The sequence below is a fragment of the Microbacterium sp. DWRC1-3 genome, assembly GCF_049896645.1.
Taxonomy (GTDB): Bacteria; Actinomycetota; Actinomycetes; order Actinomycetales; family Microbacteriaceae; genus Microbacterium; species Microbacterium maritypicum.
This window is the reverse complement of the sequence record NZ_JAFCUS010000001.1, coordinates 638,474-662,113: the sequence shown is the minus strand read 5'-3', so window position 1 is coordinate 662,113 and position 23,640 is coordinate 638,474. Positions and strand designations below refer to the sequence as shown.

Genomic DNA, 23,640 nt, shown 5'->3' with positions numbered 1-23,640 from the left:
CGCCACGTTTCGCGCCTGGCGCGCGCTTCTGGCAGAATAGAGGGTCGGACGACCTGCTCGACCCTCTATCCAGCAGGTGTCCACACTCATTTGAGCTTCCGCCGGGTGTGCACCCCACTCTCCAGGCGACCAGTTCGTTTCCTTCCACACAATTCAGGAGAATCGTGGCTGTCAAGATTCGTCTCAAGCGCCTGGGCAAGATCCGTGCGCCGTACTACCGCATCGTCGTCGCCGACTCGAAGACCAAGCGCGATGGTCGCGTGATCGAGGAGATCGGCAAGTACCACCCCACCGAGGAGCCCTCGTTCATCGAGGTCGACTCCGAGCGTGCGCAGTACTGGCTCTCCGTCGGCGCGCAGCCGACCGAGCAGGTCGCCGCCATCCTCAAGATCACGGGCGACTGGGGCAAGTTCAAGGGCGACAAGGACGCCAAGTCCACGCTCAAGGTCAAGGAGCCCAAGGTTCCGTTCGAGATCGACGCCGCCAAGAAGTCCGTCGTGAAGCCCAAGGCCGAGAAGAAGGTGGAGGCCCCCGCTGAGGAGGCTCCCGCCGCTGCCGAGGCCGACGCGGCTCCCGCCGCCGACGCAGAGTAATCCGTCGTGCTCGCCGCCGCGCTCGAACACATCGTCAAGGGGATCGTCGATCACCCGGAGGATGTCCGTATCAACGAGTCCACATCGCCGCGAGGCGACCTCCTCGAGGTGCGTGTGCACCCCGATGACCGTGGACGCGTGATCGGGCGCGGCGGCCGCACCGCGAAGGCCCTTCGCACCCTCGTCAGCGCACTCGCTGACGGGCGTCGGGTCCGTGTCGATGTCGCGGACGACTGACGTGGTGGCGAAGGACCGCAACCAGGGCAAGAACCAGCTGCGTGTCGGGCGCCTCGTCAAGGCGCACGGACTCAAAGGCGGGCTCAAGCTCGAGCTGTACACCGACAACCCTGAGGGACGATTCGTCCCCGGTGCCGGTTTCACGTTGCAGGTGCCAGAGGCATCTCCGTGGCACGGCAAGGAGATCACGGTGCGCGAGTACCGGGTCATGAACGGCAATCCCGTCGTCTTCTTCGACGACGTCGAGGATCGCGACGCCGCAGACAGCCTCGTCAGGGCGATCCTCTGGATCGACCAGGACGTCGATGAGGTCGAGGACGATGCGTGGTTCGACCACCAGCTCGTCGGCCTCGATGTCGTGCGCGACGACACCGTCGTCGGCCGGGTCGTACGCGTGGAGCACTTTCCCGCGCAGGACCTCCTCATCGTCAAGGCCGGGGAGAACGAGGTCATGGTGCCGTTCGTCTCCGCCATCGTCCCGACGGTCGACGTTCAGGCAGGGCGCGTCATCGTGACCCCGCCCCCCGGACTCTTCGAAGAGCTTCCTGATGCTGCGGACGCGGAGCCGCAGACGCCCTCGGACGCCGAAGCGGCCGAGTGAGCGCTGATACGGTTCCCCCGTGCGCATCGACGTCCTCTCCATCTTCCCGTCCTACTTCGACGGCCTGACGCTCTCCCTGCTCGGGAAGGCCCAGGAATCCGGCCTGATCGACCTCCGTGTCCGGGATCTTCGGGACTGGACCTCGGATCGGCACCGCACGGTCGACGACACCCCCTACGGCGGCGGCGCCGGCATGGTGATGAAGCCCGAGCCGTGGGGTCTCGCCCTCGATGAGATCGCCGGGTCGTCCGAGGGAGCGCCCACCGAGCGACCCACCATCATCTTCCCGTCGCCCGCTGGTGAGGTGTTCACGCAGAAGACCGCGCGAGCGTTGGCGACCCGGGAGCACCTCGTCTTCGGCTGCGGCCGTTACGAGGGCATCGACGAGCGGGTGTTCGAGTACGCCTCGGACCTGGGCGAGGTGCGACTGATCAGCCTCGGCGACTACGTCCTCAACGGGGGAGAGGTCGCGACGATGGCGATGATCGAGGCCATCGGCCGGCTCATCCCCGGGGTCGTCGGCAACCCGGAGAGCCTGGTCGAAGAGTCGCACGAAGACGGTCTTCTGGAGTACCCCTCGTACACGAAGCCCGCATCGTGGCGAGAGCGTTCCGTGCCGGATGTGCTCCTGAGCGGGAACCATGGCGCGATCGCCTCCTGGCGCCGCGAGCAGCAGATCGAGCGCACGAAGCGGCGTCGTCCCGATCTCCTGCCCGGTGACGAGACGTCCCCTGTCTGATCGAAGCCGAGAGCCGATTCCGTCACGCGGAAGGCGTCAGAGCATCCGCTCCGAGCCGCCGTCGATCTCGAAGACCACGCCGTGCGGATGCCGGAGTCCGAGGGCGTTCGATGCGTCGAGGCCCCGCAGTTCCGCCCGCAGCATCCGTCCGATCATCTCGTGGCTCACGAGCAGCGGCGCACCCTCCGAAGCCCACCCGCAGGCACTGAGTGCCTTTCGCGCCCGTGCCCTGGCCTGCGCATAGCTCTCCCCGCCGGGAAACGCCCAGCCGTAGCGATTCGCGGCCCGCTCTTCTCTCGCCGTCGGGTACGCCGCCTCTATTTCGTCCCAGGTCATGCCCGCCAGCTCCCCGTGGTCCAGCTCCGCGAGCTCGGGGACTTCGATCAGCTGCGCTCCGACCCGCTCTGCGATGATGATCGCGGTCTGCATCGCCCTGCCGAGCGGGCTGGAGCATACGGTGAGGACCCCGCGGTCCGCGAGGAGGTCCGCGATGGCATGCGACTGTGCCACGCCCTCGTCGGTGAGGGGCGAGTCGAGCTGACCCTGCAGGCGATGTTCGACGTTCCACACCGTCTGACCGTGCCGAGCGAGCAGCAGACGCTCCGGAACATGACGATCCTGCGGAATCATGGACTCAGGATGGCATACCGCGCCCCTTCCGGTCTCGCGGTGTCGCAACGCGCCGCTGATAGCGTCGAGCCATGCCTGAACAAGCGCTCGCCCGGTCGTTCGAGAGCATCGGCGACGACTACGACCGATACCGTCCCGGCTTTCCCGATGAGGCGGCAACGCTGATCGTGCCGGCCGCCGTGGATGCGGCGTTGGATCTGGGCGCAGGTACGGGCAAGTTCACCCGACTGCTCGTCGCTCGCGCACGACGCACCTACGCCGTCGAACCGTCGGAGCGGATGCTCGACGTTCTGAGGTCCACGCTCCCCGGAGTGGAGGCGTTGGTCGGCACCGCCGAGCGCATCCCTCTGGTGGATGCGTCCGTTCAGGTGGTCACCGTCGCCCAGGCCTTCCATTGGTTCGACCGGGGCCCGGCGTGTGCCGAGATCTCACGCGTGCTGGTCCCCGGAGGAACACTCGGGCTGCTGTGGAACCGCGCGGATCCGGAGTGCGCCTGGGACCGGGACTGCCATCACATCGCGCATCCCGCCGCCGCCGACGCCTCGACCGACAGTGCGGACGAGGAGCTTCCCGGATTCGAGCCCGTTCTACGAACCCAGATCCGCTGGACGGAGCCCATCTCCCGAGAGCTTTACCTTCGCCGATGGACGACCGTCAGCAGTGTTCTCATCGCCGATGAATCGACGCGCACCCGCATGCTGGGCGACATGGAGACCGTGCTCGACGAGTCGGAGCAGACCCGTGAGCGAGACCTGTTCGACCTTCCGCACATCACCGAGATCTACGTCTACTGTCGCGCCTGAGTTCTGCGGATAGGGGAGTGGCGCAGCTCAGTCGACGCCGAGGAACGACCGATCCGTCAGGATGATCGGCCCCTCGTCCGTGATCGCGATGGTGTGCTCCGAGTGCGCTCCGCGGGAGCCGTCAGCGCTGCGCAGCGTCCATCCATCGGGGTCGGTGACGAGTTCATCGGTCGTCGCGAGGAACCAGGGCTCGAGCGCGAGAACCAGACCGGACCGCAATGGGAAGCCTCGGCCGGCGCGGCCGTCGTTGGGGACGTGGGGGTCTCCGTGCATCGTGCGTCCGACGCCGTGTCCACCGAAGTCGGTGTTGATCGAGTACCCCTCACCGTGCGCGACAGCGGCGACGGCTGCGGAGATGTCGCCGATGCGGTTGCCGACCGTGGCGGAGTCGATCGCCGCGGCCAGTGCACGCTCGGTGGTGTCGATGAGCCGGAGGTCCTCTTCGCGCGCTGATCCGACGACGAACGACACCGCGGAGTCGGCGACCCAGCCGTCGACCGCGACCGCGAAGTCGAGGGTGACGAGGTCGCCGTCGCGCAGGGTGTAGTCATGGGGGAGCCCGTGCAGCACCGCGTCGTTGACCGAGGTGCAGATGACCTTGCCGAACGGACTCGCCCCGAAGGAGGGGTGGTAGTCGATGTAGCAGGACTCCGCTCCTGCCTTGCGGATCATGTCGTGTGCGCGGCGATCGATCGAGAGGAGATTCGTCCCGACCTTCGTCTCATCGCGCAGCGTCGCCAGCGTCTCGGCGACGAAGCGTCCTGCTGCGCGCATCTCATCGATCTCGGCAGGGGTGCGCAGTTCGATCATCGGTTGTCCTCTCGTCCTTTCCATTCTCCCTGATCCCACGCCTCGGGATCCCCGACCGCTGTCAGCGAACACCCGGACATGGGAACGGACGGCGTCGTACGATCTGAGCATGTGGTTGCGACAGGCCTTCTTCCGCTGGCTTCTTCCGGCGGCGTTCCTGCTGCCGCTGTGGCTTCTCATCGGGTGGGGCGTCTTCCAGGGAGGATGGTCGATCCTCTGGGTGCTGCTGATCGCGATGCCCTCGGTCTTCCTCGGCCAGCTTCTGCTCACCCTCCTGACGCGCTCGCGTCCCTCGGTCCGCATCGAACGGGCGGTCTCCTGGTGGGACGTCGCGGGATTCACGGTCTGGAACGGGTTGACGATCGCCGTCGGGTTCTTCATCGACGGGGCGTTCCCATGGTTGCTCACGGGTGCCATCGTCGCCGGTATCGCCCTGATCTGGTTGCAGCTGTGGCAGCTGTGGAACGAGGCGAAGGGGAGCGGAGCGCGTCTGCGAGAGACCATCACCTGGTCGACGATTCCGACGGTGGATGAGCCGGCACCGCCCACACGCGCCCACGAGGTCATCGTGGTGCGGGAGACCGATAGTCGCGACTGACGTCAGCGTTTTGGCCGGGCGTCGCATCCATGGCAGAATGAGTGTTTGTGCTGTGACCGGTTCTGCCACAGGGGAGCCCGCGGACGCTTGAGCGCCGTACAGTTCAATCCTTTTCTTGTTCCTTTGAATACATGCATGCGACCTGTGGCGGGTGCAGAGAGAGACGATCATGCAGATCCTCGACGCCGTCGATGCGGCTTCCCTCCGTTCGGACATCCCGGACTTCTTCCCCGGCGACACCGTCAAGGTGCACGTCAACATCACCGAGGGCAGCCGCTCTCGTATCCAGGTCTTCCAGGGCGTCGTCATCGGCCGTCAGGGCGACAGCGTGCGCGAGACCTTCACGGTCCGCAAGATCAGCTTCCAGGTCGGCGTCGAGCGTACCTTCCCGGTGCACTCCCCGGTGATCGACCACATCGAGGTCGTCACCCGCGGTGACGTGCGTCGCGCGAAGCTCTACTACCTCCGCCAGCTGCGCGGCAAGAAGGCGAAGATCAAGGAGAAGCGCGACCGCTGAGTCGCAGCATCTCCACAGCACCCCGGGACACGATGTCCCGGGGTGCTTTGTTCTCCCTGCGGTGTGCGAACCTAGATACCGTCGCCGCACGACGGTGCTTGATCGTGAAGGAACCTGATGACTGAATCCCCGTCCGCGCCCACGTCCAGAAGACGTCGCGGGTTCCTGGTCTTCCTTCGTGACGTCCTGGTGATCGTCGTGATCGCCGCGCTGGTCTCCTTCGTCGTCAAGAGTTTCGTCGTCCGTTCGTTCTACATCCCCTCCGCGTCGATGGAACGCACGCTGCTGATCAACGACCGCATCCTGGTCGACGAGCTCACGCCCCGCTGGACGGATTACGAGAGGGGCGACGTCGTCGTCTTCAAGGACCCGGGCGGGTGGCTCGACGGGCAGCCGCAGACCCCTGCGCAGCCGCCGCTGGTCGAAGCTGTCGACTGGGTGCTGAATTTCGTGGGCATCTCCGCCACCGACTCGCAGGACCATCTCGTCAAACGCGTGATCGGTCTGCCCGGCGATCATGTCGTCTGCTGCAACGCGCTCGGTCAGATCACCATCAACGGCGCGCCCATCGATGAGCTCAGCTACCTTAACCTCCCGCCCGGCGACACTGCTGCCTCGAACGAGCCCTTCGACGTCGTGGTGCCCGAGGACTCGGTGTGGCTGCTCGGGGACAATCGCGACCGTTCGCGCGACGCCCGCGCGCACCAGGATCTCCCCAGCGGCGGCTTCGTCCCGATGGGGAACATCGTGGGCAAGGCGTTCCTCACGACCTGGCCGTTGGACCGGCTGGGGCCGATCGACGGTCATCACGAGATCTTCAACGGCGTGCCGGCTCCGGAATGACCGTCGTCGCGCCGAAGCTGACTCTCGAGCGCCGGCTCCTCGGCGAGTGCGAGCTGATCATCTCTCTGGACGAGGTCGGTCGGGGTGCACTCGCCGGACCGGTCGCCGTGGGAGCTGCAGTGATGGATGCCGCTGGTGCTCGCCGTCGCGTGCCCGAGGGGCTGCGGGATTCCAAGCTCGTGACGGAGCTGCGCAGGCCCGAGGTCGCTGCGCGCGCGGCGGCGTGGGTGCAGGCGTCCGCTGTCGGGTGGGCGAGCGCGGCGGAGATCGATGAGGTCGGCATCATGCGGGCGCTCGGTCTCGCCGCATCGCGGGCGGTTCAGGCCGTCGCCGATCAGGGCGCGGCGCTCGACGGTGCTCTCGTCCTGCTCGACGGCAATCACGACTATCTGTCGAAGGTGCATCCCGCCCCGCTCCGGGTGCGTCCGGTGGTGAAGGCCGACCGGGACTGCGCATCGGTCTCGGCGGCATCCGTGATCGCGAAGGTCGCGCGGGACACATACATGACCGAGCTCCACGAGATGCATCCCGCGTATCAGTGGGATCGCAACAAGGGCTACGCCAGCACAGCGCATCGCGACGCGATCCGGACTGTCGGGCTCTCCCCGCACCACAGGGCATCCTGGGCGATCGCGGACGTGCCCACCCTGTTCTGAGCGGGTCGCACCGGCCGTGCCCGAGCGGTCGATGACGCGCCGCGGTGCCTGCGACTCTAGGATGGAGACATCATGGATGAGGAAGCCTTCGACGACTACGACCGCGAGCTCGAGCTGGCACTGTTCCGGGAGTACCGGGATGTGGTGTCGCAGTTCCAGTACGTCGTGGAGACCGAACGCCGGTTCTACCTGGCCAACGAAGTCAATGTCGTCCGTCGGGACACCGAGCATGACTTCTACTTCGAGATCTCGATGACCGACGTCTGGGTGTGGGACATCTACCGTGCCGATCGCTTCGTCAAGGCTGTGCGCGTGCTGACGTTCAAGGACGTCAATGTCGAGGAACTGCAGCGCCGGGAGTTCGAGCTCCCGCAGGAGCTCTCCCTCGACGGCGAGTGACGGTTCCTCTCGGCCCGCCGCCTTCGCACGCCCTCCACACGATCTCGGAGAGCTGACTTCTCCCCAGATGCCGCGGAAGCGGCATCGAATCGCTCCTTTCGGAACGCACCCCGCGTGATGCTGGGCACATGGCAGCGAAGGATGAACTCGGAAGAGCAGGCGAAGAGCGCGCCGCACAGCATCTGAGGGGCAACGGGTACACCGTGCTCGCGCGGAACTGGCGGTGCGCGCAGGGAGAGATCGACATCGTCGCCGCGCGCGACGGTCATCTCGCTGTGGTCGAGGTCAAGACGCGACGGACGACCGCCTACGGCCACCCGTTCGAGGCGATCGACGCCCGTAAGCGACGTCGGCTGTGGCAACTCGCGCAGGCATGGGTCGCGGAGAATCCGGAAGCCGCCCGCGGTCGACGTGTGCGACTCGAAGCCATAGGCATCATCGGACCGGATCCGTCCTCCGGCGCGCTCGAGCATCTCGTGGACATCGCATGACCACCGCGCGCACCTGGGCGGTCGCTCTCACCGGAGTCGACGGGCATCTGGTCGAGGTCGAGGCCGACATGTCGAATCAGACTCCCGAGTTCCGCATCATCGGGCTGCCGGACAAGTCGCTGGGCGAGGCCGTCCAACGCGTGCACAACGCCTGCAAGAACGCCGGATTGGACCTGCCACGGCGACGACTCACGGTGAACCTCTCACCGGCGAGCCTTCCCAAGCACGGGGCCGGATTCGATCTGGGGATAGCCATGGCCTGTCTCGCTGCCGGCGGATCCATCGAGGCGCGTTCGATCGCCGCGACGGTCCATATCGGCGAGCTCGGCCTCGACGGCAGGGTCCGTCCCGTTCCCGGCGTGCTTCCCGCAGTCTTCGCCGCGGCGCGAGCCGGATTCGAGACGGTGATCGTGCCTCGGGGCAACGAAGCGGAGGCGCGGCTGGTTCCCGGTGTCGAGATTCGCGCGGCAGCCTCTCTCGCCGAGGTGGCCGTCTGGCATGGCGCCGATGTCGAGGCGCCCGAGGTGGAGGCCGTCGAGGTCGCAGGGGCCGTGCACACTCGGGGCGACAGCCTCGACCTGGCCGATGTCGTGGGTCAGGACGACGCTGTGGACGCACTCGTGGTCGCAGCAGCCGGTGGTCATCACATGCTTCTGAGCGGCCCCCCGGGAGCGGGGAAGACGATGCTCGCCCGCAGGCTCCCGGGGATCCTGCCCGCGCTCGAGGAACAGGAAGCCCTCGAGGTCGCGTCCGTGCGCTCGCTCAGCGGAGAGGCGGTCGTAGCTCTCGATCCGCTTCCGCCGCTCGAAGCGCCGCATCACAGCGCGTCGGTCGCCGCTCTCGTCGGCGGCGGCTCCCGCACCGCGAGACCGGGAGCGATCGCGCGGGCGCACCGCGGCGTGCTGTTCCTCGATGAAGCCGCCGAGTTCTCGCGCGTCGCGCTTGATGCGCTGAGACAGCCGCTCGAGTCGGGGGTGATCGAGGTGCATCGAGCAGGATTCACCGCCACTTTCCCCGCCCGTTTCCAGTTGCTCCTCGCGATGAATCCCTGCCCGTGTGGGAATCATGGTGTTCGCGGCGCCGAGTGCGTCTGCCCTCCCATGTCGATCAGGCGTTACTCCACTCGGTTGTCCGGACCCCTCCGTGATCGCATCGACATCGATCTGCAGGTGAACCGTGTCGCCGCATCGCGAGCGATGGCGGGCAAGAGAGGCGATCTCTCCACGGCGCAGGCGCGTGATCGTGTCGCTGCCGCTCGGGCGCGGGCAGCCTCCCGATGGAACGGAACCCGCTGGCGTCGTAACGGCGATGTTCCGGGCACGTGGTTGCGACAGGGACCGCACCGGCTGCCTGCGGTGACGCGCTCTCCCCTCGATCGCGCGCTGGAGCGCGGGGCTCTCACGCTCCGTGGCTACGACCGGGTTCTGCGCGTCGCCTGGACGATGGCGGATCTGGGGGAGATCGAGCGGCCGGGCATCGACGAGATCGGACGCGCACTGCACCTTCGACGGGGGCTGCCACGATGATCGACCTGCTGCTGGCCGAGTCCGAGATCAGCGATCTCGCGCGTCGCATCCATCCGGGGGAGAACCCGGAGGAGTGCATCGCGCGCGCCGCGTGGACGGTGATCGCTGAGCCTGGTGACGCGGTGGCCGGTGCACTGATCCAGTCGGCGGGAGCGGTGGAAGCCCTCGCGCTGGCCGTCGGAGATTCCTCATCGCTGATCGCACCAGGCGGTGCGAGCGCCGCCGCGTCGCGCGCACTCCGCGAGGGACGCGCTCGATGGCGCACGCGCGCAGACCCCCTTGCGGTGGGCGCTGCTCTGCGCAGCGCCGCCGACGTCGACGCAAAGCTCGTGATCCCCGGTGACGTGGCGTGGCCGGCTGCTCTGGAAGACCTCGGTCCCCACGCTCCGAGCGCGCTCTGGGTGCGAGGCCGTACCGAACTGCTCACCCGCGAACCTCGCGTGTCGATCGTCGGGGCGCGAGCGTCCAGCGGCTACGGCGAACACGTCGCGACAGAACTGGCCGGTGATCTCGCTGCTACCGGGGCGGTGATCGTCTCGGGCGGTGCCTACGGGATCGATGGTGCAGCGCATCGAGCGGCTCTCGGCGTACAGGGTGCGACCATAGCGTTTCTCGCTGGGGGAGTGGATCGTGCCTACCCGGCCGGACATCAGTCGCTCCTGAGACGAATAGCGGAGGAGGGGGCGCTCGTGAGCGAGCCGCCCTGCGGCGCGGCGCCCACGAAGTGGCGGTTTCTTGCGAGGAACCGTCTGATTGCGGCGCTCGGGCACGCGACGGTCGTCGTCGAGGCAGGGTGGCGCAGCGGATCATTGAACACCGCCGGTCACGCGGCTGCTCTCGGTCGCCCTCTGGGCGCTGTCCCCGGGCCTGTGACCTCGGCTTCTTCGGCCGGATGTCATCGTCTCCTGCGCGAGTATGACGCGCAATGCGTCACCTCAGCCCGGGAGGTGAGAGAACTGCTCGGCTCGCTCGACGACGGATACGAGCAGGGAGCGCACGTCCGGGAGTCGAGCCATACCCGTGTTCTCGACGCCCTGGGAACCAGGTCGCGACTGCCGATAGATGAGGTGGCCCGTCGCTCTGGTTTGTCGCCGGATCGCGTCCGGGCGGTGCTCGGCCTCCTGCACCTGGAGGGGGACGTCGCACTCGACGGCGGGGGGTGGTATCGAGCGCCCGCGTCCCCATCGCGCTGATTGCCGGGCATCTCGACGGCGAGGCTGCCTGAGACATCTGGGGAGCGGTGCAAGCTGGAGTCATGGATCTCGCGACCGCGGTAGACGAGTTCGCCGATCACCTGGAGCGGGTGCGTCGGCTGTCTCCCGCGACCGTGAAGGCCTATCGATCCGACCTGCGCGACCTCGACGCATCGGCAGGGGGTGTCCCGCTCGAAGCCGTCGATTTGGAGGTTCTGCGGGATTGGCTCTGGCGTGCGACGCAGCGGGGTGATGCGCGATCGACGCTGGCGCGGCGGGCGGCCACGGCCCGATCGTTCTTCAGCTGGGCGCAGGAGCGCGCCCTCATCGCCCATGACCCGAGCCTGCGTCTGGTCGCGCCGAAGAAGGGGAGGACGCTCCCGACGGTCGCCTCACGAGACGCGATGTCCGCGCTCCTCGACACGCTCCGCGCCGCGGCCGAGGAGGGGGACGCGCTCGCGCTGCGGGACCACGCGATCCTCGAGCTGCTGTACGGCTCCGGTATCCGCGTCTCGGAACTGTGCGGATTGGACATCGACGACCTCGATCTCGATCGCGGCTCTGCGCGCGTGCTCGGCAAAGGAGCTAAGGAGCGCGTGGTTCCTTACGGCTCGCCCGCGCGGGACGCGCTCACCGCGTATCTGACACGCGGAAGGCCGGTTCTCGTGGCCAGGTCGCGGACGTTCACCGCCGCAGTGATCCTCGGAAGCCGGGGGGCGAGAGTGGGACCGCGCACCGTGTACGAACTCGTCGCACGTGAGCTCGCTCCGATCGTCGGCACGGAGACGATCGGCCCTCATGCCTTGCGGCACACCGCTGCCACGCACCTTCTCGACGGTGGAGCCGATCTCCGGGCCGTGCAGGAGATCCTCGGACACGCCAGCCTCGGAACGACGCAGATCTACACACATGTCTCCACCGAGCGGCTGACTGCGACCTATCGGCTCGCCCATCCGCGGGCGTGAGCCGGCGTCTCCCGCGCACCTTCGCTCAGCGTGCGAGGCAACACGGGAGAAGCACGGCGCGAGGAACCTCGCCGAAGAAGAGCATGGGGTTCACGTAGTCGCCGTTGCGTCGAACACCGAGGTGCAGTGCGCCGGGTGAGGTGTGTCCGCCCACGTCGACGAATCCGATCTCCTCGCCGGAGACCACCACGTCACCCGGAACCAAGGGGGAGCGAAGCGGTTCGAATGTGGTCACCAGTCCATTCGCGTGTTCGATGGTGAGGATCGGGCGATCCACCACGGTGCCGCGGAAGGCAACGGTCCCGTCGGCTGGAGCGGACACCACCGCGCCGACGGATGCGCCGAGATCGACTCCGCGATGCCCGGCTCCGTACTCGTGCGCGGGGGCGCGATAGGGCTCCAGTACCAGGCGCGGACCGGCCAACGGCCAGCTCCAGTGGGCCCCGGCGGTGTCGTCCGGCGTCGGGGCTTCGGTCGCGCCGGCGCCGGCCGACGGGGACGAGGCGGCGATGACGAACGCCATCAGCAGTGTGGAGACGATTCTGGAGGATGCGCGCATGGCAGGAGTCTCGTCGCTCATGCACGGTCGTTCGCGTACGAAGCGACGTCGGGGCCACCTCTGCGGGACAAGTCAGGCAGGCGAGCGTGAGTGCAGGGTCAGTGGACGCACGATCCTGTATGCTGGGGGAGCACCTCGAAATCGAGGTGACTACGCGTGCCCAAAGCGATTCAGATCGCGGCATCCATTCCCACAGGTCCTGTTCTTCGAGCGGGCGGGCGTGAGCCGGGCACCAGGAAGTCCGATCATCCGATCGGCTTGCAACCTCAACGGCGCAGGAACGCGCCAGAACAAGGAGACGACCATGGCTGTGGTCACCATCCGCCAGCTGCTCGACAGCGGCGTGCACTTCGGACACCAGACCCGTCGGTGGAACCCGAAGGTCAAGCGCTTCATCCTCACGGAGCGCAGCGGCATCCACATCATCGACCTGCAGCAGTCGCTGGGGTACATCGACAAGGCCTACGACTTCGTCAAGGAGACCGTCGCCCACGGTGGAACGATCCTCTTCGTCGGCACCAAGAAGCAGGCGCAGGAGATCCTCGCAGAGCAGGCGACCCGTGTCGGCCAGCCCTTCGTGAACCAGCGCTGGCTCGGTGGACTCCTCACCAACTTCCAGACGATCTCCAAGCGTCTCGCTCGCATGAAGGAGCTCGAGGAGCTCGACTACGAGACCCCGGCGAACAGCGGCTTCACGAAGAAGGAGCTGCTCCTCAAGAAGCGCGAGCTCGACAAGCTGCACAAGTCGCTCGGCGGTATCCGCAACCTCACGAAGACGCCGTCGGCCATCTGGGTCGTCGACGCCAAGCGCGAGCACCTCGCCATCGACGAGGCCAAGAAGCTCGGCATCCCGGTGATCGGCATCCTCGACACGAACGCCGACCCGGACGACTTCCAGTACCCGATCCCCGGCAACGACGACGCAATCCGTTCTGTCTCGCTGCTGACGCGCATCATCGCTGACGCCGCGGCCGAGGGCCTGCAGCAGAAGCACAACCCGGAGACGGGCGACGCCGAGCCGCTCGCCGACTGGGAGAAGGAGCTCCTCGAGACTCCTGCCCAGGAGGTTCAGGAGTCCGCTGACGCCGCCGAGGTCGTCACCGCAGATGACGCTGCTGCCGTCGTCGAGACGCCCGCCGCCGACGAGACCGCTGCCGACGAGGCCGGTGCTGAGGCTCACGACGAGGCGATCGCCGCCGCTTCCGGTGAGGAGACCGCTGAGGTCGCCGCCGCCGAAGCTGCTGACGCCAAGTAATCCCCTCGTACACACACCTAACGAAGCAAGGAGCCACCACACATGGCCAACTTCACCATCGCTGACCTCAAGGCGCTGCGTGAGCAGCTCGGCACCGGAATGGTCGACACCAAGAAGGCGCTCGAGGAGGCCGACGGAGACGTCGCGAAGGCCACCGAGATCCTGCGTCTCAAGGGTGCGAAGGGCAACGCGAAGCGCGCTGACCGCTCGACCAGCGAGGGACTGATCGTCGCTCGTGAGCAGGATGGCGCTGTGACGCTCATCGAGCTCGCTTGCGAGACCGACTTCGTCGCCAAGAACGAGCGTTTCATCGCGCTGGCCGACAAGGTCGCCGACGCCGCAGCAGCAGTGAAGGCCGACTCGGTCGACGCTGCCCTCGCCGCGACCGCTGGCGACAAGAGCGTCGAGCAGGTCATCTCGGAAGAGGCTGCGATCATCGGCGAGAAGGTCGAGCTGCGCCGGGTGCGCACGATCACCGGCGACAAGGTCGAGGTCTACCTGCACCGCACGAGCAAGGACCTGCCGCCGCAGATCGGCGTCGTCGTCGCCTACTCGGGTGACGACGCGGAGACTGCGCGCAGCATCGCCCAGCACATCTCGTTCGCCAACCCGTCCTACCTGTCGCGTGAGGACGTTCCTGCCGACGCGGTCGAGAAGGAGCGCGAGATCGTCACCGAGATCTCTCGCAACGAGGGCAAGCCGGAAGCGGCTCTCCCGAAGATCGTCGAGGGCCGCGTCTCTGCGTTCATCAAGCAGGTCGCCCTGCTCGAGCAGGACTACGCCAAGGACAACAAGCTCTCTGTCGCCCAGGTGGCGAAGGACGCCGGTATCACCGTGACGGACTTCGCGCGCTTCAAGGTCGGCGCGTAGCAACGTCGAAGGGGTTCGGATCGCGAAGATCCGAACCCCTTCTTCATGCCCACAAGGCACTATCTTGAATCGGGACGAGAGGACACACCCACCCATGACTGAACGCACCGGACGCCGCCGCGTCCTTCTCAAGCTCTCCGGAGAGGCATTCGGAGCGGGGCAGCTGGGCGTCAGCCCCGATGTGGTGTCCCAGATCGCGCGCGACATCGCGGCCGCCGTCGACCGCGTCGAGGTCGCGATCGTCGTCGGTGGGGGCAACTTCTTCCGCGGAGCCGAGCTGAGCCAGCGCGGTATGGACCGCGGACGCGCCGACTACATGGGCATGCTGGGCACGGTCATGAACGCCCTCGCGCTGCAGGACTTCCTGGAGCAGGCCGGAGCCGCCACCCGCGTGCAGTCGGCGATCTCGATGACGCAGGTCGCCGAGCCGTACATTCCGCGTCGCGCCGAACGCCACCTCGAGAAGGGCCGCGTCGTCATCTTCGGTGCAGGTGCAGGCCTCCCGTACTTCTCCACCGACACCGTCGCCGCGCAGCGCGCGCTCGAGATCGGTGCGGACGAGGTGCTCGTCGCCAAGAACGGCGTCGATGCGATCTACACCGCCGACCCGAACAAGCACGCCGACGCGGAGCGCATCGAGCGCGTGACCTATCGCGACGCCCTGCAGCGCGGTCTCAAGGTCGTCGACTCCACGGCGTTCAGCCTGTGCATGGACAACAGCATGGACATGCGGGTGTTCGGCATGGAGCCGGCAGGCAACGTGACCCGTGCGCTTCTCGGCGAGCCGATCGGAACCCTCGTCACCGCCTGAGCGTGTGACACGGCGGAGACGACTTCGCCCGATAGAATTTGCAGAACACCCCGACGATAGGAGTCACCGTGATCGCGGACGTCCTCGCTGAAACCACCACTCGTATGAACCGGGCGGTCGAAGCTGCCAAGGAGGACTTCTCCACGGTGCGCACCGGTCGTGCGAACCCGCAGATGTTCCAGAAGGTCCTCGTGGACTACTACGGCACTCCCACCCCGATCGCGCAGCTCGCTTCACTGGCGAACCAGGAGGCACGCACGCTCATCATCACGCCGTACGACAAGTCGGCGCTGAAGGCGATCGAGCAGGCCATCCGCGACATGCCGAACCTCGGCGCCAATCCCACGAACGACGGCAACCTCGTTCGCGTGACGATGCCGGAGCTCACGGCGGAGCGTCGCAAGGAGTACGTCAAGCTCGTCAAGACCAAGGCCGAGGACGCGAAGGTCCACGTCCGCGGCATCCGTCGCAAGGCGAAGGACGAGCTGGACGCGCTCAAGAGCGAGCTCGGCGAGGATGAGATCGCGCGCGGCGAGAAGGAGCTCGACGTCCTGACGCGTCAGCACGTCGATCTCATCGATGACGCGCTGAAGCGCAAAGAGGCAGAACTCCTCGAGGTGTAGTCAGGATGTCTGACGAAACGCGAGATGCCGAGGACGACAAGCCGTTCACGCGTCACGACGCGCACGACGGCCTGCCGTCCGACAGCGTCCCGCTCGGGGACGAGGCATTCCCGTCCTTCGATGCCGCCGCCGTTCCTCCGCGCCCCCCGTTGCCGGTTGCTCCGGATGGGTCCGCAGCGAGTCACGTTTCCCCATTGGACACGGCGGATCACAATGCGATCCGCGAGCAATGGCGTGCGGCGCGGGATGAGCTGGGCACCCATGTCTCCCACGCGCGCGACCAGCTCGACCAGGCGAACGAACGCATCAAAGAGCGCACGGGGCGGGATCTGATCCTCGCCATCCTGATCGGTCTTGCGTTCGGCGCTGTGCTGCTCGGATCGCTGCTGTTCCTGAAGGTGCTGTTCGTGCCGTTCGCCCTCGCGGCCGCGCTGCTGGGCGTCTACGAGCTCTCCAGAGCACTGCGGAGCTCCGGCCGGCGGGTGGACGTGGTGCCGCAGCTGATCGCAGCCGCCTTCCTCGTGCTGTCCGCCTACTTCGCCGAGCCCTGGCTGTGCTGGGTCATGCTCTTCGTCTCGGTGGCTTTCGTCATCGTCTGGCGCCTCATCGCACAGATGGTCGAGAGGGACGGCCGTACCTACGGCGACGTGCTCGCCGACGCGGTGATCAGCGGCTTCGTCCAGGTGTACGTGCCCTTCCTCGCAGGCATCGCGCTCATCCTCCTCAAGCAGGAGGGTGGTCAGTGGTGGGTGCTCGGGTTCATCGCGATCGCCGTCGCCGCCGATACGGGTGCCTATGCTGCGGGCCTGGCGTTCGGACGTCACCCCATGGCACCGAAGATCAGCCCGAAGAAGACCTGGGAGGGCTTCGGCGGTGCCGTCGTCGCCTCACTCGCGGTGGGTGTGGTGCTGGCGCTCTTCCTCCTGGAGCTGCCGTGGTGGTGCGGACTGATCTTCGGCGCGTCTATCCTCTTGTCCGCGACGCTCGGTGATCTCGGCGAGTCGATGCTCAAGCGCGACCTCGGCATCAAGGACATGAGCTCCTGGCTGCCGGGGCACGGCGGGCTGCTCGACCGTCTCGACAGCATCCTGCCCTCGACGATTCCCGCGCTCTGCCTGTACTTCCTCTTCTCTCCTTGGGTGGTTCTGTGATGAACGATGACGAGCTCGACGTGCAGACGACACAGGCACCGCCTGCGTTCGCGGTCACTTCCGGACGCGTGCGCGGGTATCACCGTGCGGCCGTGGACACCTTCCTCTCGTCGGCTCGCCGCGCGTTCGAGACGGGCGGTGATGAGCTCACCGCTGAGGATGTCCGCACCGCGTCGTTCCCCCTCGTGAAGGGCGGTTACGTGGTCGCCGACGTCGACGCGGCACTGGGCCGGGTCGAGGATGCCTTCGCGGCGCGCGAGCGCGATCGCGTGGTGCGCACGCAGGGAGCGGGCGCCTGGGTCGAACAGGCCAGAGCAGATGCGCAGGTCATCCTCGACCATCTCGCCCGCCCGCGCCGACACCGCTTCGCTCGGACCGGAGTGCTCACCTTCGGCTACCGTCTCGACGAGGTCGACCATGTATCGACGCGCATCGTGCGGTACCTCCGCGACGGCGATCCGTTGACGGCCGAGCAGTTGCGCTCGGCGGCGTTCCGCATGCAGCGCGGCGGGTATCGCGAAGAGCAGGTCGACGCGCTCCTCGACGCGACGATCGACGTGATTCTGGCTGTTCGCTGAGGTTCCTGATGGTCGATCCAGGCTCTGTTGCGTAGACTGTCCCTCATCGTGAACTCCCGAAACGACATGAATCTCGAAAGAAGCGACCTCTCGCCTGTGCCCGCGGCGAAGGGTGGCGCCGCGCGCGCGGGTGCTCGACGCCGGTCCCGCAGCCGAGGCGTCGTCAGCGTCGTCAGTGCCCTCGCGGTCGTCGGTTTCGCCGGCGCGTTGGTCGCACCGACCGGAGTGGCACTTGCCGCACCCGCACCCCAGGAGTCGCCGGATTCGGCGTATTCACTCGCACTCGCCGACACGCAGAACTTGACCGTCACGGTCGAGGGCGCCGCGATCGCGCCCGTCGTGCGCGGCAGTTTCGAGGTGTACGTCAAGCCGAAGCCCGCTCCGGAACCCACCGTCGCGGCTGCGCCACGAGGGGGCTCGTCCGGTGGTTCGTCGGGTGGCTCCCTTCCGCCCTACACCGGCGGCGGAGCCCCTGCGGAGTGGATGGCGGCAGCCGGTATCGCGGAGAGCGACCGGCAGTATGTCGACTACATCGTCTCGCGGGAGAGCGGTTGGAACCCGAACGCGACGAACAAGTCGTCGGGCGCCTGCGGTCTCGTGCAGGCGCTTCCCTGCAGCAAGGTGCCAGGTAACGGGTATGACCCGGTCGACAACCTTCGTTGGGCGACCGGCTACGCCACCGGACGCTACGGCAGCTGGTCGGGGGCCTACAACTTCTGGATCAACAACCACTGGTGGTGAGCAGGCACGATGCCCCGCTCCCGCAGACGCCCTTCGGCGCGCCCTGAGCCCGAAGACTCCTTCGATCGTCTTCTCGCCGGCTGGAAGCGCACGGAGACCCGGCGCGGTGGTGAGTGGACCGTGCAGCCCGTGTCCGCGGCGCAGGCGCAGAAGGAGTACCTCTGCCCCGGATGCGGGCGAGGCCGGTACGGCACATCTGGTCACCTGGCGCGCAGACGGGGTGCTCGGTGACGCGGCCGACCTCGCCGCACGCCGGCATTGGCACACACACTGTTGGAGACTTGCATGAGCATCGAGATCCGAGGACCGCTGGAGCTGCCGGCGCGACGCGAAGACATCGAGCTGAAGACCGCTGACGGTCTGACGCTGGTCGGAGAGCTCTCCGTGCCGGAGCACGTACCGCCGACGGCGACCCTCGTGACGCTGCACCCGCTGCCGACGGCCGGTGGCTTCATGGACTCGCACATCATCCGCAAGGCCGCCGCTCGCCTCCCCGCGCTCGCGGACCTCGCCGTCCTGCGTTTCAACACACGGGGGACCACATCGCCCCGAGGCACGAGCGATGGCGCCTTCGACGGCGGGGCTGCCGAGAGGCACGACGTCGCGGCGGCCATGGACTTCGTCCGTGATCGCGCGCTTCCGCGTCCCTGGCTTCTGGGGTGGTCCTTCGGTACCGAACTCGCACTGAAGTACGGCCGGGACCACGACATCGAGGGGATCATCCTCCTCTCGCCGCCCCTCCACCGCGCGACGCCGGAGGAGGTCGCCGCCTGGGCGGCGACCGGACTCCCCGTGATCGTCCTGGTGCCGGAGCTGGACGACTACCTGCGCCCGCCAGAGGCTCGGGAACGATTCGCAGCGATTCCGCACGCCACCCTGATCGCGGTGGATGGCGGGAAGCACCTCTGGGTGGGCGAGACGCAGACCCGGCGAGTGCTCACGGAGATCGTGGCGGCGGTGAATCCCTCAGCCCTGCCTCTCGCGACGCAGTGGCCGGTCGCCGAGTAGGCGTCTCCGACGGTGGGATCTATCGGCGCGCTGAGACCGCGCTCGGCTAGTGTGCTCCCGTGATGCGCGGGGGCTCCCTGTTCGTCGCCTACCCCGGCCCGGACGATGCTGATGAGGCCGTAGCGGTGGCAGACGATCACGCTGGCGCTCCGACCTTGCGTGAAGCGGTGAGTACCGTCGACGCGGGAGCTGGTGGGCTGTGGCTCACGGACTACACGCAGCTGACGATGGCCGCTCAGTTCGACGACGAAGCGCCCACTGCCTCGGATCAGAGCTCGTTCATCCGGGGGATGAGCACCTGGCGGTAGATGATCAGGATGCTCGCCGCCACGGGGATCGCGATGAGCGCGCCCAGCAGCCCCAGGAGGCTTCCTCCGGCGAGGGCGGCGACGACGACGACGGCTCCCGGCACCGAGACGGCACGGCTCATGATGCGTGGGGAGATGATGTAGGCCTCGATCTGCATGTAGATCAGGTAGTAGATCGCGGCGGCGATGGCCGTCGCCGGCGATCCGAGCCCGGGGATCAAGCAGACGAGCACGATGATCGTCGAACCCGTCAAGGTTCCGACGAGGGGGATGAGCGAGAAGAAGAACGCGATCACGGCGAGGACGGCCGGGAACGGTGCATCGATGATGGAGAGATAGACCGCACTCAGCACACCGTTGAGGACGCCCTGCGAGACCTGGCCCATGACGTAGTAGCCCACGGAGTCGGTGATCTGCTCGGACAGATCGATGAAGCGGTCGCGCTTGGACGCCGGGGCGAGCTGGTAGACGGCTCGCTTGAGGGAGGGCGTCGAGGCCGTCAGGTAGATCGTCAGGATGAGCACGATGAATGCGCCGAACAGGCCACCGAGCACGGCGCCACTGGCGACGAGCACACCCTGGCCGATGGATCCGCCGATCTCCGCGAGATTGCTCGTCAGCCAGTTGGTGATGTAGGTGAACACGTCATCGACGAGCAAGTTCGGGAAGGCGTCCTGGATCCATTCCTTGAGGTCAGGGATCAGGTTTCCTCGCTGCACGATCGTCGAGATCTGGGCGACTAACTGGGAGATCTGATCCACGAGCACCGGCAGCACGATGAGCACGATCCCCGCGAAGACACCGAGTACCGCCAGGATCGTCACGAGGACGGCCGCCCAGCGCGGAAGCCGTCGACGCTCGAGGAACGATACGAGGGGATCGAGGCCCAGACTCAGGAACAGCGCCGTGCCGAGGTACAGCAGCACGGTGGACAGATTCTCCACGCTGTTGATCAGCAGGATGCCCAACCCCACGCCGAGCGTCGCCACCAGGGCGGTGCGGAAGGGATTGTGGATCTTCATGTGCAGACTCCTCGTGACGGCTGCAGCAAGATTATCCAGCCGTCCGGCCCCGGCACCGACGACGTGCCGATCCAGCGGGCACTGCACCTGCTCGTGGGCAACACACAGCTGATTTCGCTAGTCTGAAATGTCGAGTGTTGCGTCGCAGGCAGGTGCCGGTGATGCGTGAGGAGACTATTCGTGCGTTTCGTATGGGCCGTGGTGGCCTTCGTGCTGGCTGCGGTGCTGATCGGTGCGGGGATAGCCCAGCGCACCATCTTCATGGGACCTGACACTCAGAAGACCCAGGTCGAGATCAGCGAACCGGCGCCGTTCGTGCTCATCGACGGCGATGTCCTCCGCGCGAATCCCGGCGCGCAGACCCTGATCGTTCGCGGACAGGGCGAGATCTTCGGGAGCTACGGTCGGACCGCCGACATGAAGGCCTGGCTCGCCGACTCCAACTACAACCAGGTCACCCTGAAGAAGAGCGGCGATCTGGCCGTCGAGCATGTCGAAGCGGAGACCGAGGCGAGCGAAGACGGCGCGACCGACGCTCCGGATGACGGCGCGACCGAAGCCCCTGTCGACGGCGCGACCGACGCTCCGGCGGAGGGCGATGCCGGTTCCGCAGGGCGCGATCCGCGGGGATCCGACCTCTGGCTCGACTCGTTCGACGAAGACAACCGTCTCGTCGCCGACAACATGCAGCTGCCCGAGGGCACGAGCCTGCTGATCGCCTATGACGGCACCGCTGATGCGCCGGACGACATCGTGGTTTCCTGGCCGCTCGACAACTCGACACCGTGGGCCGGACCCCTCATGGTCGCCGGCGGCATCGTGCTGTTGCTCGGCCTCATCCTGTACGTGCTCGCGATCCGCCACCAGCGCCGCGGACGCGGACCCCGACGCAAGGGACCCGGCCCGCTGCCCGCGACCGAGCCGATCGACATCGCCGTGCTTCCTCCGTCGGAGCGTGCGGCGATCGAGGAGTCCGGATCTGCCGTCAGCGCGTCTCCGCCCGAGACCGCCGCACCGGCAGACGGAGACGTCGAAGAAGCGGAGATCGTGGACGAGAACAAGAATCCCGACGCCAAGACCTCCATGCGCGTGGCGCCGGCCCCTCGGCGACGACGCATGCTGGCACTCCCGGTTCTGGGGCTCACGGCCATTCTCGCCGCCGGGTGCTCGTCGGATTCCTGGCCGCAGCTGGGGGAGGCCTCGCCCACCCCATCACCCAGCCCGACGGTGATCGCGCCGGAGAACCAGAAGCCGCCCGCTGTCACGGAGGCGCAGGCCAAGCGCATCTTGAAGTCACTCGCCGGCACTGTCAGCGAAGCCGACGCGGCGCTCGACCTCGACCTTCTCTCCACACGCTTCGAAGGACCGGCACTCGCTGCGCGGACCACCGAGTATGCCCTGCGGACGAAGCTCCCGGACACGGCGCCTCCCGCAGCGATCCCGACCGATGACGTCGAGGTGGTGCTCCCGGAGTCGACCGACCAGTGGCCGCGCACCGTGCTCATGCTGTCGAAGACCGGCGATGACACCGTGCCTCCCGTCGTGTTGACGATGACGCAGGCAGACCCCTGGTCGAACTACAAAGTCTCGAACATCGCCGAGATGTCGGCTGACGCGGTCTTCCCCGAGGTCGCCGCCGCGTGGCTCGGCACGTCTCTCGTCCCGTCCGACTCCGCATTCCTCACCATCGCGCCCGCCGACCTCGCCGCGACCTTCGCTGACGTGGTGGATCAGGGAGAGCAGAGCGAGTCGTACGACACGTTCGACGATCTGGCGCTCAGCTACGCGAAATCGATCACCGACAGCCGTCAGGCCGTGATCCAGGCGCTCGCGGACAAGGGCGCTGCCGACACGTCGAAGGCCGCGTTCGACATGGCCTCGACGACGGACGCGCCCATCTCGATGACGACTCTCGACAGCGGTGCGATCGTCGCGGTCACCCTCACCGATACCGAGACCGTGACGCCGACGGGAGAAGACGTGTCGATCCGTTTCGGCGACAACGCCCAGGCCAAGGCGCTCACCGACGCGACCGAGTCCGCGAAGGGCGTCGAGACGACTTACGAGTTCCAGCTGTTCTTCTCGGTCCCCGCCAAGGGATCGACGGAGCAGATCCGCCTCCTGGCAGCACACCAGGACCTCCTGTCCGTGAAGGTGATCAAATGAGTGAGATCTCTCCCGCCGCACTCCGCGGCGCCGTAGACCTGTCGAGCCTGCGCAACCGACCGACACCGCCTGCCGAGGGCGAGCCGGCTCCCGGGGTCGTCGATCTCGTCGTGGACGCCACCGATGAGACCTTCGGACAGATTCTCGAGCTCTCGCGTACCGTTCCCGTGGTCGTCGACCTGTGGGCGGAGTGGTGCGGTCCCTGCAAGCAGCTGAGTCCGATCATCGAGAAGGTGACGCGCGAGCTCGGCGGGCGCGTCCTGCTCGCCAAGGTCGATGTGGATGCGAACCCGCAGCTCGCGCAGAGCTTCCGTGCGCAGTCCATCCCGATGGTCGTGGCCCTCATCGCGGGTCAGCCGGTGCCGATGTTCACCGGTGCCGTCCCGGAGCAGCAGGTGCGCGACGTGTTCGCACAGTTGCTTCAGGTGGCGGCGCAGAACGGTGTGACCGGAACACTCTCGGTCGCAGAGGCGGGCGCGGAACCCGCGCCTGCTGCGGAGCCGGAGCTTCCTCCGCTGCACGCAGAGGCCTTTGCAGCAATCGAAGTCGGTGACTACGCGGCCGCCATCAAGGCGTACGAGAAGGCCCTCGCGGAGAACCCTCGCGACGAGGATGCGCTCGCTGGTCTCGGACAGGTGCGTCTTCTCGACCGCGTGCAGGGGCTCGACCTTCAGTCGGCACGGGCCGCGGCCGCCGAAGCCCCTCTCGATGTCCAGGCGCAGTTCGACGTGGCTGACCTCGACCTCGCCGGCGGGCACGTCGATGACGCTTTCGGTCGTCTGCTCGACCTGTTCGCGCAGCTCCCGTCCGACCAGCGCGCACCCGTGCGGGAGCGTCTGGTGGAGCTCTTCGGGCTCATCGGCGCGGAGGATCCGCGGGTGGTCTCGGCGCGCAACCGTCTCTCGTCGCTGCTGTTCTAGAACAGCAGCGCGGCAGGCGCCGACGCG

General features: G+C 67.2%; 28 protein-coding genes and 1 pseudogene. 25 read left to right on the top strand and 4 right to left on the bottom strand.

Going from position 1 to position 23,640, the window contains the following annotated elements:
• The first annotated feature begins 164 nt into the window (after positions 1-164).
• From rpsP to trmD, 4 genes are read left to right on the top strand one after another with little or no spacing between them, the layout of a single operon-like run.
• Positions 165-593 (top strand): 30S ribosomal protein S16, encoded by a 429-nt coding sequence (gene rpsP, locus ACP699_RS03215; protein WP_017830730.1) that lies wholly within the window; start codon positions 165-167, stop codon positions 591-593.
• Between the two features lie 6 nt (positions 594-599).
• Positions 600-830 (top strand): RNA-binding protein, encoded by a 231-nt coding sequence (locus ACP699_RS03210; protein WP_017830729.1) that lies wholly within the window; start codon positions 600-602, stop codon positions 828-830.
• Complete coding sequence (gene rimM / locus ACP699_RS03205) at positions 814-1,431, top strand: ribosome maturation factor RimM (RefSeq protein ID WP_051056604.1); 618 nt, start codon at positions 814-816, stop codon at positions 1,429-1,431. Before ACP699_RS03210 ends, rimM begins: the two co-directional genes overlap by 17 nt.
• Positions 1,432-1,450: 19 nt before the next feature.
• A complete protein-coding gene (gene trmD / locus ACP699_RS03200; RefSeq protein ID WP_055868531.1) occupies positions 1,451-2,170 on the top strand; it encodes a tRNA (guanosine(37)-N1)-methyltransferase TrmD in 720 nt (239 codons plus the stop codon).
• A gap of 36 nt (positions 2,171-2,206) precedes the next feature.
• On the opposite strand, the gene ACP699_RS03195 is transcribed toward trmD, so the two are convergent.
• A complete protein-coding gene (locus ACP699_RS03195; protein ID WP_141385989.1) occupies positions 2,207-2,800 on the bottom strand; it encodes a histidine phosphatase family protein in 594 nt (197 codons plus the stop codon).
• Positions 2,801-2,871: 71 nt separating this feature from the next.
• Between ACP699_RS03195 and ACP699_RS03190 the strand changes: the two genes are divergently transcribed.
• Complete coding sequence (locus ACP699_RS03190) at positions 2,872-3,603, top strand: class I SAM-dependent methyltransferase (protein WP_426169128.1); 732 nt, start codon at positions 2,872-2,874, stop codon at positions 3,601-3,603.
• A 27-nt stretch (positions 3,604-3,630) separates the two neighbouring features.
• On the opposite strand, the gene map is transcribed toward ACP699_RS03190, so the two are convergent.
• Positions 3,631-4,413, bottom strand: a complete 783-nt coding sequence (gene map, locus ACP699_RS03185; protein WP_055868518.1) for a type I methionyl aminopeptidase — start codon at positions 4,411-4,413, stop codon at positions 3,631-3,633.
• Positions 4,414-4,522: 109 nt separating this feature from the next.
• On the opposite strand from map, the gene ACP699_RS03180 reads away from it, so the two are divergent.
• From ACP699_RS03180 to ACP699_RS03140, 9 genes are all read left to right on the top strand, one after another.
• Positions 4,523-5,011, top strand: coding sequence for a hypothetical protein (locus ACP699_RS03180; RefSeq protein ID WP_055868516.1), 489 nt, complete (start codon positions 4,523-4,525; stop codon positions 5,009-5,011).
• 169 nt (positions 5,012-5,180) lie between these two features.
• Entirely contained in the window at positions 5,181-5,528 is a 348-nt protein-coding gene (gene rplS / locus ACP699_RS03175; RefSeq protein ID WP_017830722.1) for a 50S ribosomal protein L19, read from the top strand.
• 117 nt (positions 5,529-5,645) lie between these two features.
• A complete protein-coding gene (gene lepB, locus ACP699_RS03170; protein ID WP_055868513.1) occupies positions 5,646-6,371 on the top strand; it encodes a signal peptidase I in 726 nt (241 codons plus the stop codon).
• Positions 6,368-7,027: a ribonuclease HII gene (locus ACP699_RS03165; protein WP_426169121.1), complete on the top strand. Its 660-nt coding sequence runs from the start codon at positions 6,368-6,370 to the stop codon at positions 7,025-7,027. Before lepB ends, ACP699_RS03165 begins: the two co-directional genes overlap by 4 nt.
• A gap of 72 nt (positions 7,028-7,099) precedes the next feature.
• The gene (locus tag ACP699_RS03160; protein ID WP_017830719.1) at positions 7,100-7,426 is read left to right on the top strand and encodes a DUF2469 family protein; all 327 of its coding nucleotides are present in this window, start codon (positions 7,100-7,102) and stop codon (positions 7,424-7,426) included.
• Positions 7,427-7,554: 128 nt separating this feature from the next.
• Positions 7,555-7,917 carry a YraN family protein gene (locus tag ACP699_RS03155; RefSeq protein WP_017830718.1) on the top strand — a complete coding sequence of 121 codons (363 nt, stop codon included), beginning with the start codon at positions 7,555-7,557 and terminating at the stop codon, positions 7,915-7,917.
• Positions 7,914-9,443: a YifB family Mg chelatase-like AAA ATPase gene (locus ACP699_RS03150; protein WP_426169116.1), complete on the top strand. Its 1,530-nt coding sequence runs from the start codon at positions 7,914-7,916 to the stop codon at positions 9,441-9,443. Before ACP699_RS03155 ends, ACP699_RS03150 begins: the two co-directional genes overlap by 4 nt.
• Entirely contained in the window at positions 9,440-10,636 is a 1,197-nt protein-coding gene (dprA, locus tag ACP699_RS03145) for a DNA-processing protein DprA (RefSeq protein WP_426169113.1), read from the top strand. Before ACP699_RS03150 ends, dprA begins: the two co-directional genes overlap by 4 nt.
• A gap of 62 nt (positions 10,637-10,698) precedes the next feature.
• Positions 10,699-11,601, top strand: coding sequence for a tyrosine recombinase XerC (locus ACP699_RS03140; protein ID WP_426169110.1), 903 nt, complete (start codon positions 10,699-10,701; stop codon positions 11,599-11,601).
• Between the two features lie 25 nt (positions 11,602-11,626).
• On the opposite strand, the gene ACP699_RS03135 is transcribed toward ACP699_RS03140, so the two are convergent.
• Complete coding sequence (locus ACP699_RS03135; RefSeq protein ID WP_426169107.1) at positions 11,627-12,160, bottom strand: murein hydrolase activator EnvC family protein; 534 nt, start codon at positions 12,158-12,160, stop codon at positions 11,627-11,629.
• A gap of 304 nt (positions 12,161-12,464) precedes the next feature.
• On the opposite strand from ACP699_RS03135, the gene rpsB reads away from it, so the two are divergent.
• The 9 genes and pseudogenes from rpsB (at position 12,465) to ACP699_RS03090 (ending at position 19,197) form a co-directional block, all read left to right on the top strand.
• Positions 12,465-13,415 carry a 30S ribosomal protein S2 gene (rpsB, locus tag ACP699_RS03130; RefSeq protein WP_017830713.1) on the top strand — a complete coding sequence of 317 codons (951 nt, stop codon included), beginning with the start codon at positions 12,465-12,467 and terminating at the stop codon, positions 13,413-13,415.
• A gap of 42 nt (positions 13,416-13,457) precedes the next feature.
• Positions 13,458-14,285 carry a translation elongation factor Ts gene (gene tsf, locus ACP699_RS03125; RefSeq protein ID WP_055868491.1) on the top strand — a complete coding sequence of 276 codons (828 nt, stop codon included), beginning with the start codon at positions 13,458-13,460 and terminating at the stop codon, positions 14,283-14,285.
• A 94-nt stretch (positions 14,286-14,379) separates the two neighbouring features.
• Positions 14,380-15,096 carry a UMP kinase gene (gene pyrH / locus ACP699_RS03120; protein WP_017830711.1) on the top strand — a complete coding sequence of 239 codons (717 nt, stop codon included), beginning with the start codon at positions 14,380-14,382 and terminating at the stop codon, positions 15,094-15,096.
• A gap of 68 nt (positions 15,097-15,164) precedes the next feature.
• Positions 15,165-15,719 carry a ribosome recycling factor gene (frr, locus tag ACP699_RS03115; RefSeq protein ID WP_017830710.1) on the top strand — a complete coding sequence of 185 codons (555 nt, stop codon included), beginning with the start codon at positions 15,165-15,167 and terminating at the stop codon, positions 15,717-15,719.
• A gap of 5 nt (positions 15,720-15,724) precedes the next feature.
• Positions 15,725-16,870, top strand: a complete 1,146-nt coding sequence (locus tag ACP699_RS03110) for a phosphatidate cytidylyltransferase (RefSeq protein WP_426169100.1) — start codon at positions 15,725-15,727, stop codon at positions 16,868-16,870.
• Positions 16,870-17,448, top strand: coding sequence for a DivIVA domain-containing protein (locus tag ACP699_RS03105; RefSeq protein ID WP_055868485.1), 579 nt, complete (start codon positions 16,870-16,872; stop codon positions 17,446-17,448). Before ACP699_RS03110 ends, ACP699_RS03105 begins: the two co-directional genes overlap by 1 nt.
• A 66-nt stretch (positions 17,449-17,514) precedes the next feature.
• Entirely contained in the window at positions 17,515-18,189 is a 675-nt protein-coding gene (locus ACP699_RS03100; protein WP_235562512.1) for a transglycosylase SLT domain-containing protein, read from the top strand.
• A 9-nt stretch (positions 18,190-18,198) separates the two neighbouring features.
• Positions 18,199-18,478 (top strand): annotated as a pseudogene (locus ACP699_RS03095) (hypothetical protein).
• Positions 18,475-19,197, top strand: a complete 723-nt coding sequence (locus tag ACP699_RS03090) for an alpha/beta hydrolase (RefSeq protein ID WP_164743668.1) — start codon at positions 18,475-18,477, stop codon at positions 19,195-19,197. Before ACP699_RS03095 ends, ACP699_RS03090 begins: the two are co-directional and overlap by 4 nt.
• Positions 19,198-19,465: 268 nt before the next feature.
• Here the strand turns inward: ACP699_RS03090 and ACP699_RS03085 are convergent, their stop codons facing one another.
• Positions 19,466-20,527 carry an AI-2E family transporter gene (locus ACP699_RS03085; RefSeq protein ID WP_426169094.1) on the bottom strand — a complete coding sequence of 354 codons (1,062 nt, stop codon included), beginning with the start codon at positions 20,525-20,527 and terminating at the stop codon, positions 19,466-19,468.
• Between the two features lie 180 nt (positions 20,528-20,707).
• Between ACP699_RS03085 and ACP699_RS03080 the strand changes: the two genes are divergently transcribed.
• Both ACP699_RS03080 and ACP699_RS03075 read left to right on the top strand, forming a co-directional pair.
• Positions 20,708-22,693 (top strand): glycosyl transferase, encoded by a 1,986-nt coding sequence (locus tag ACP699_RS03080; RefSeq protein WP_426169091.1) that lies wholly within the window; start codon positions 20,708-20,710, stop codon positions 22,691-22,693.
• Positions 22,690-23,613 (top strand): tetratricopeptide repeat protein, encoded by a 924-nt coding sequence (locus tag ACP699_RS03075; RefSeq protein WP_218682342.1) that lies wholly within the window; start codon positions 22,690-22,692, stop codon positions 23,611-23,613. The genes ACP699_RS03080 and ACP699_RS03075 overlap by 4 nt, the downstream gene beginning before the upstream one ends.
• Positions 23,614-23,640 lie beyond the last annotated feature (27 nt).

Coding starts and splice junctions, on each gene's coding strand:
- rimM (WP_051056604.1), top strand. CDS start 814: ATGTCGCGGACGACTGACGTGGTGGCGAAGGACCGCAACCAGGGCAAG.
- ACP699_RS03195 (WP_141385989.1), bottom strand. CDS start 2,800: ATGATTCCGCAGGATCGTCATGTTCCGGAGCGTCTGCTGCTCGCTCGG.
- ACP699_RS03190 (WP_426169128.1), top strand. CDS start 2,872: ATGCCTGAACAAGCGCTCGCCCGGTCGTTCGAGAGCATCGGCGACGAC.
- map (WP_055868518.1), bottom strand. CDS start 4,413: ATGATCGAACTGCGCACCCCTGCCGAGATCGATGAGATGCGCGCAGCA.
- ACP699_RS03180 (WP_055868516.1), top strand. CDS start 4,523: ATGTGGTTGCGACAGGCCTTCTTCCGCTGGCTTCTTCCGGCGGCGTTC.
- rplS (WP_017830722.1), top strand. CDS start 5,181: ATGCAGATCCTCGACGCCGTCGATGCGGCTTCCCTCCGTTCGGACATC.
- lepB (WP_055868513.1), top strand. CDS start 5,646: ATGACTGAATCCCCGTCCGCGCCCACGTCCAGAAGACGTCGCGGGTTC.
- ACP699_RS03165 (WP_426169121.1), top strand. CDS start 6,368: ATGACCGTCGTCGCGCCGAAGCTGACTCTCGAGCGCCGGCTCCTCGGC.
- ACP699_RS03160 (WP_017830719.1), top strand. CDS start 7,100: ATGGATGAGGAAGCCTTCGACGACTACGACCGCGAGCTCGAGCTGGCA.
- ACP699_RS03155 (WP_017830718.1), top strand. CDS start 7,555: ATGGCAGCGAAGGATGAACTCGGAAGAGCAGGCGAAGAGCGCGCCGCA.
- ACP699_RS03150 (WP_426169116.1), top strand. CDS start 7,914: ATGACCACCGCGCGCACCTGGGCGGTCGCTCTCACCGGAGTCGACGGG.
- dprA (WP_426169113.1), top strand. CDS start 9,440: ATGATCGACCTGCTGCTGGCCGAGTCCGAGATCAGCGATCTCGCGCGT.
- ACP699_RS03140 (WP_426169110.1), top strand. CDS start 10,699: ATGGATCTCGCGACCGCGGTAGACGAGTTCGCCGATCACCTGGAGCGG.
- ACP699_RS03135 (WP_426169107.1), bottom strand. CDS start 12,160: ATGCGCGCATCCTCCAGAATCGTCTCCACACTGCTGATGGCGTTCGTC.
- rpsB (WP_017830713.1), top strand. CDS start 12,465: ATGGCTGTGGTCACCATCCGCCAGCTGCTCGACAGCGGCGTGCACTTC.
- tsf (WP_055868491.1), top strand. CDS start 13,458: ATGGCCAACTTCACCATCGCTGACCTCAAGGCGCTGCGTGAGCAGCTC.
- pyrH (WP_017830711.1), top strand. CDS start 14,380: ATGACTGAACGCACCGGACGCCGCCGCGTCCTTCTCAAGCTCTCCGGA.
- ACP699_RS03110 (WP_426169100.1), top strand. CDS start 15,725: ATGTCTGACGAAACGCGAGATGCCGAGGACGACAAGCCGTTCACGCGT.
- ACP699_RS03105 (WP_055868485.1), top strand. CDS start 16,870: ATGAACGATGACGAGCTCGACGTGCAGACGACACAGGCACCGCCTGCG.
- ACP699_RS03100 (WP_235562512.1), top strand. CDS start 17,515: ATGAATCTCGAAAGAAGCGACCTCTCGCCTGTGCCCGCGGCGAAGGGT.
- ACP699_RS03090 (WP_164743668.1), top strand. CDS start 18,475: ATGAGCATCGAGATCCGAGGACCGCTGGAGCTGCCGGCGCGACGCGAA.
- ACP699_RS03085 (WP_426169094.1), bottom strand. CDS start 20,527: ATGAAGATCCACAATCCCTTCCGCACCGCCCTGGTGGCGACGCTCGGC.
- ACP699_RS03075 (WP_218682342.1), top strand. CDS start 22,690: ATGAGTGAGATCTCTCCCGCCGCACTCCGCGGCGCCGTAGACCTGTCG.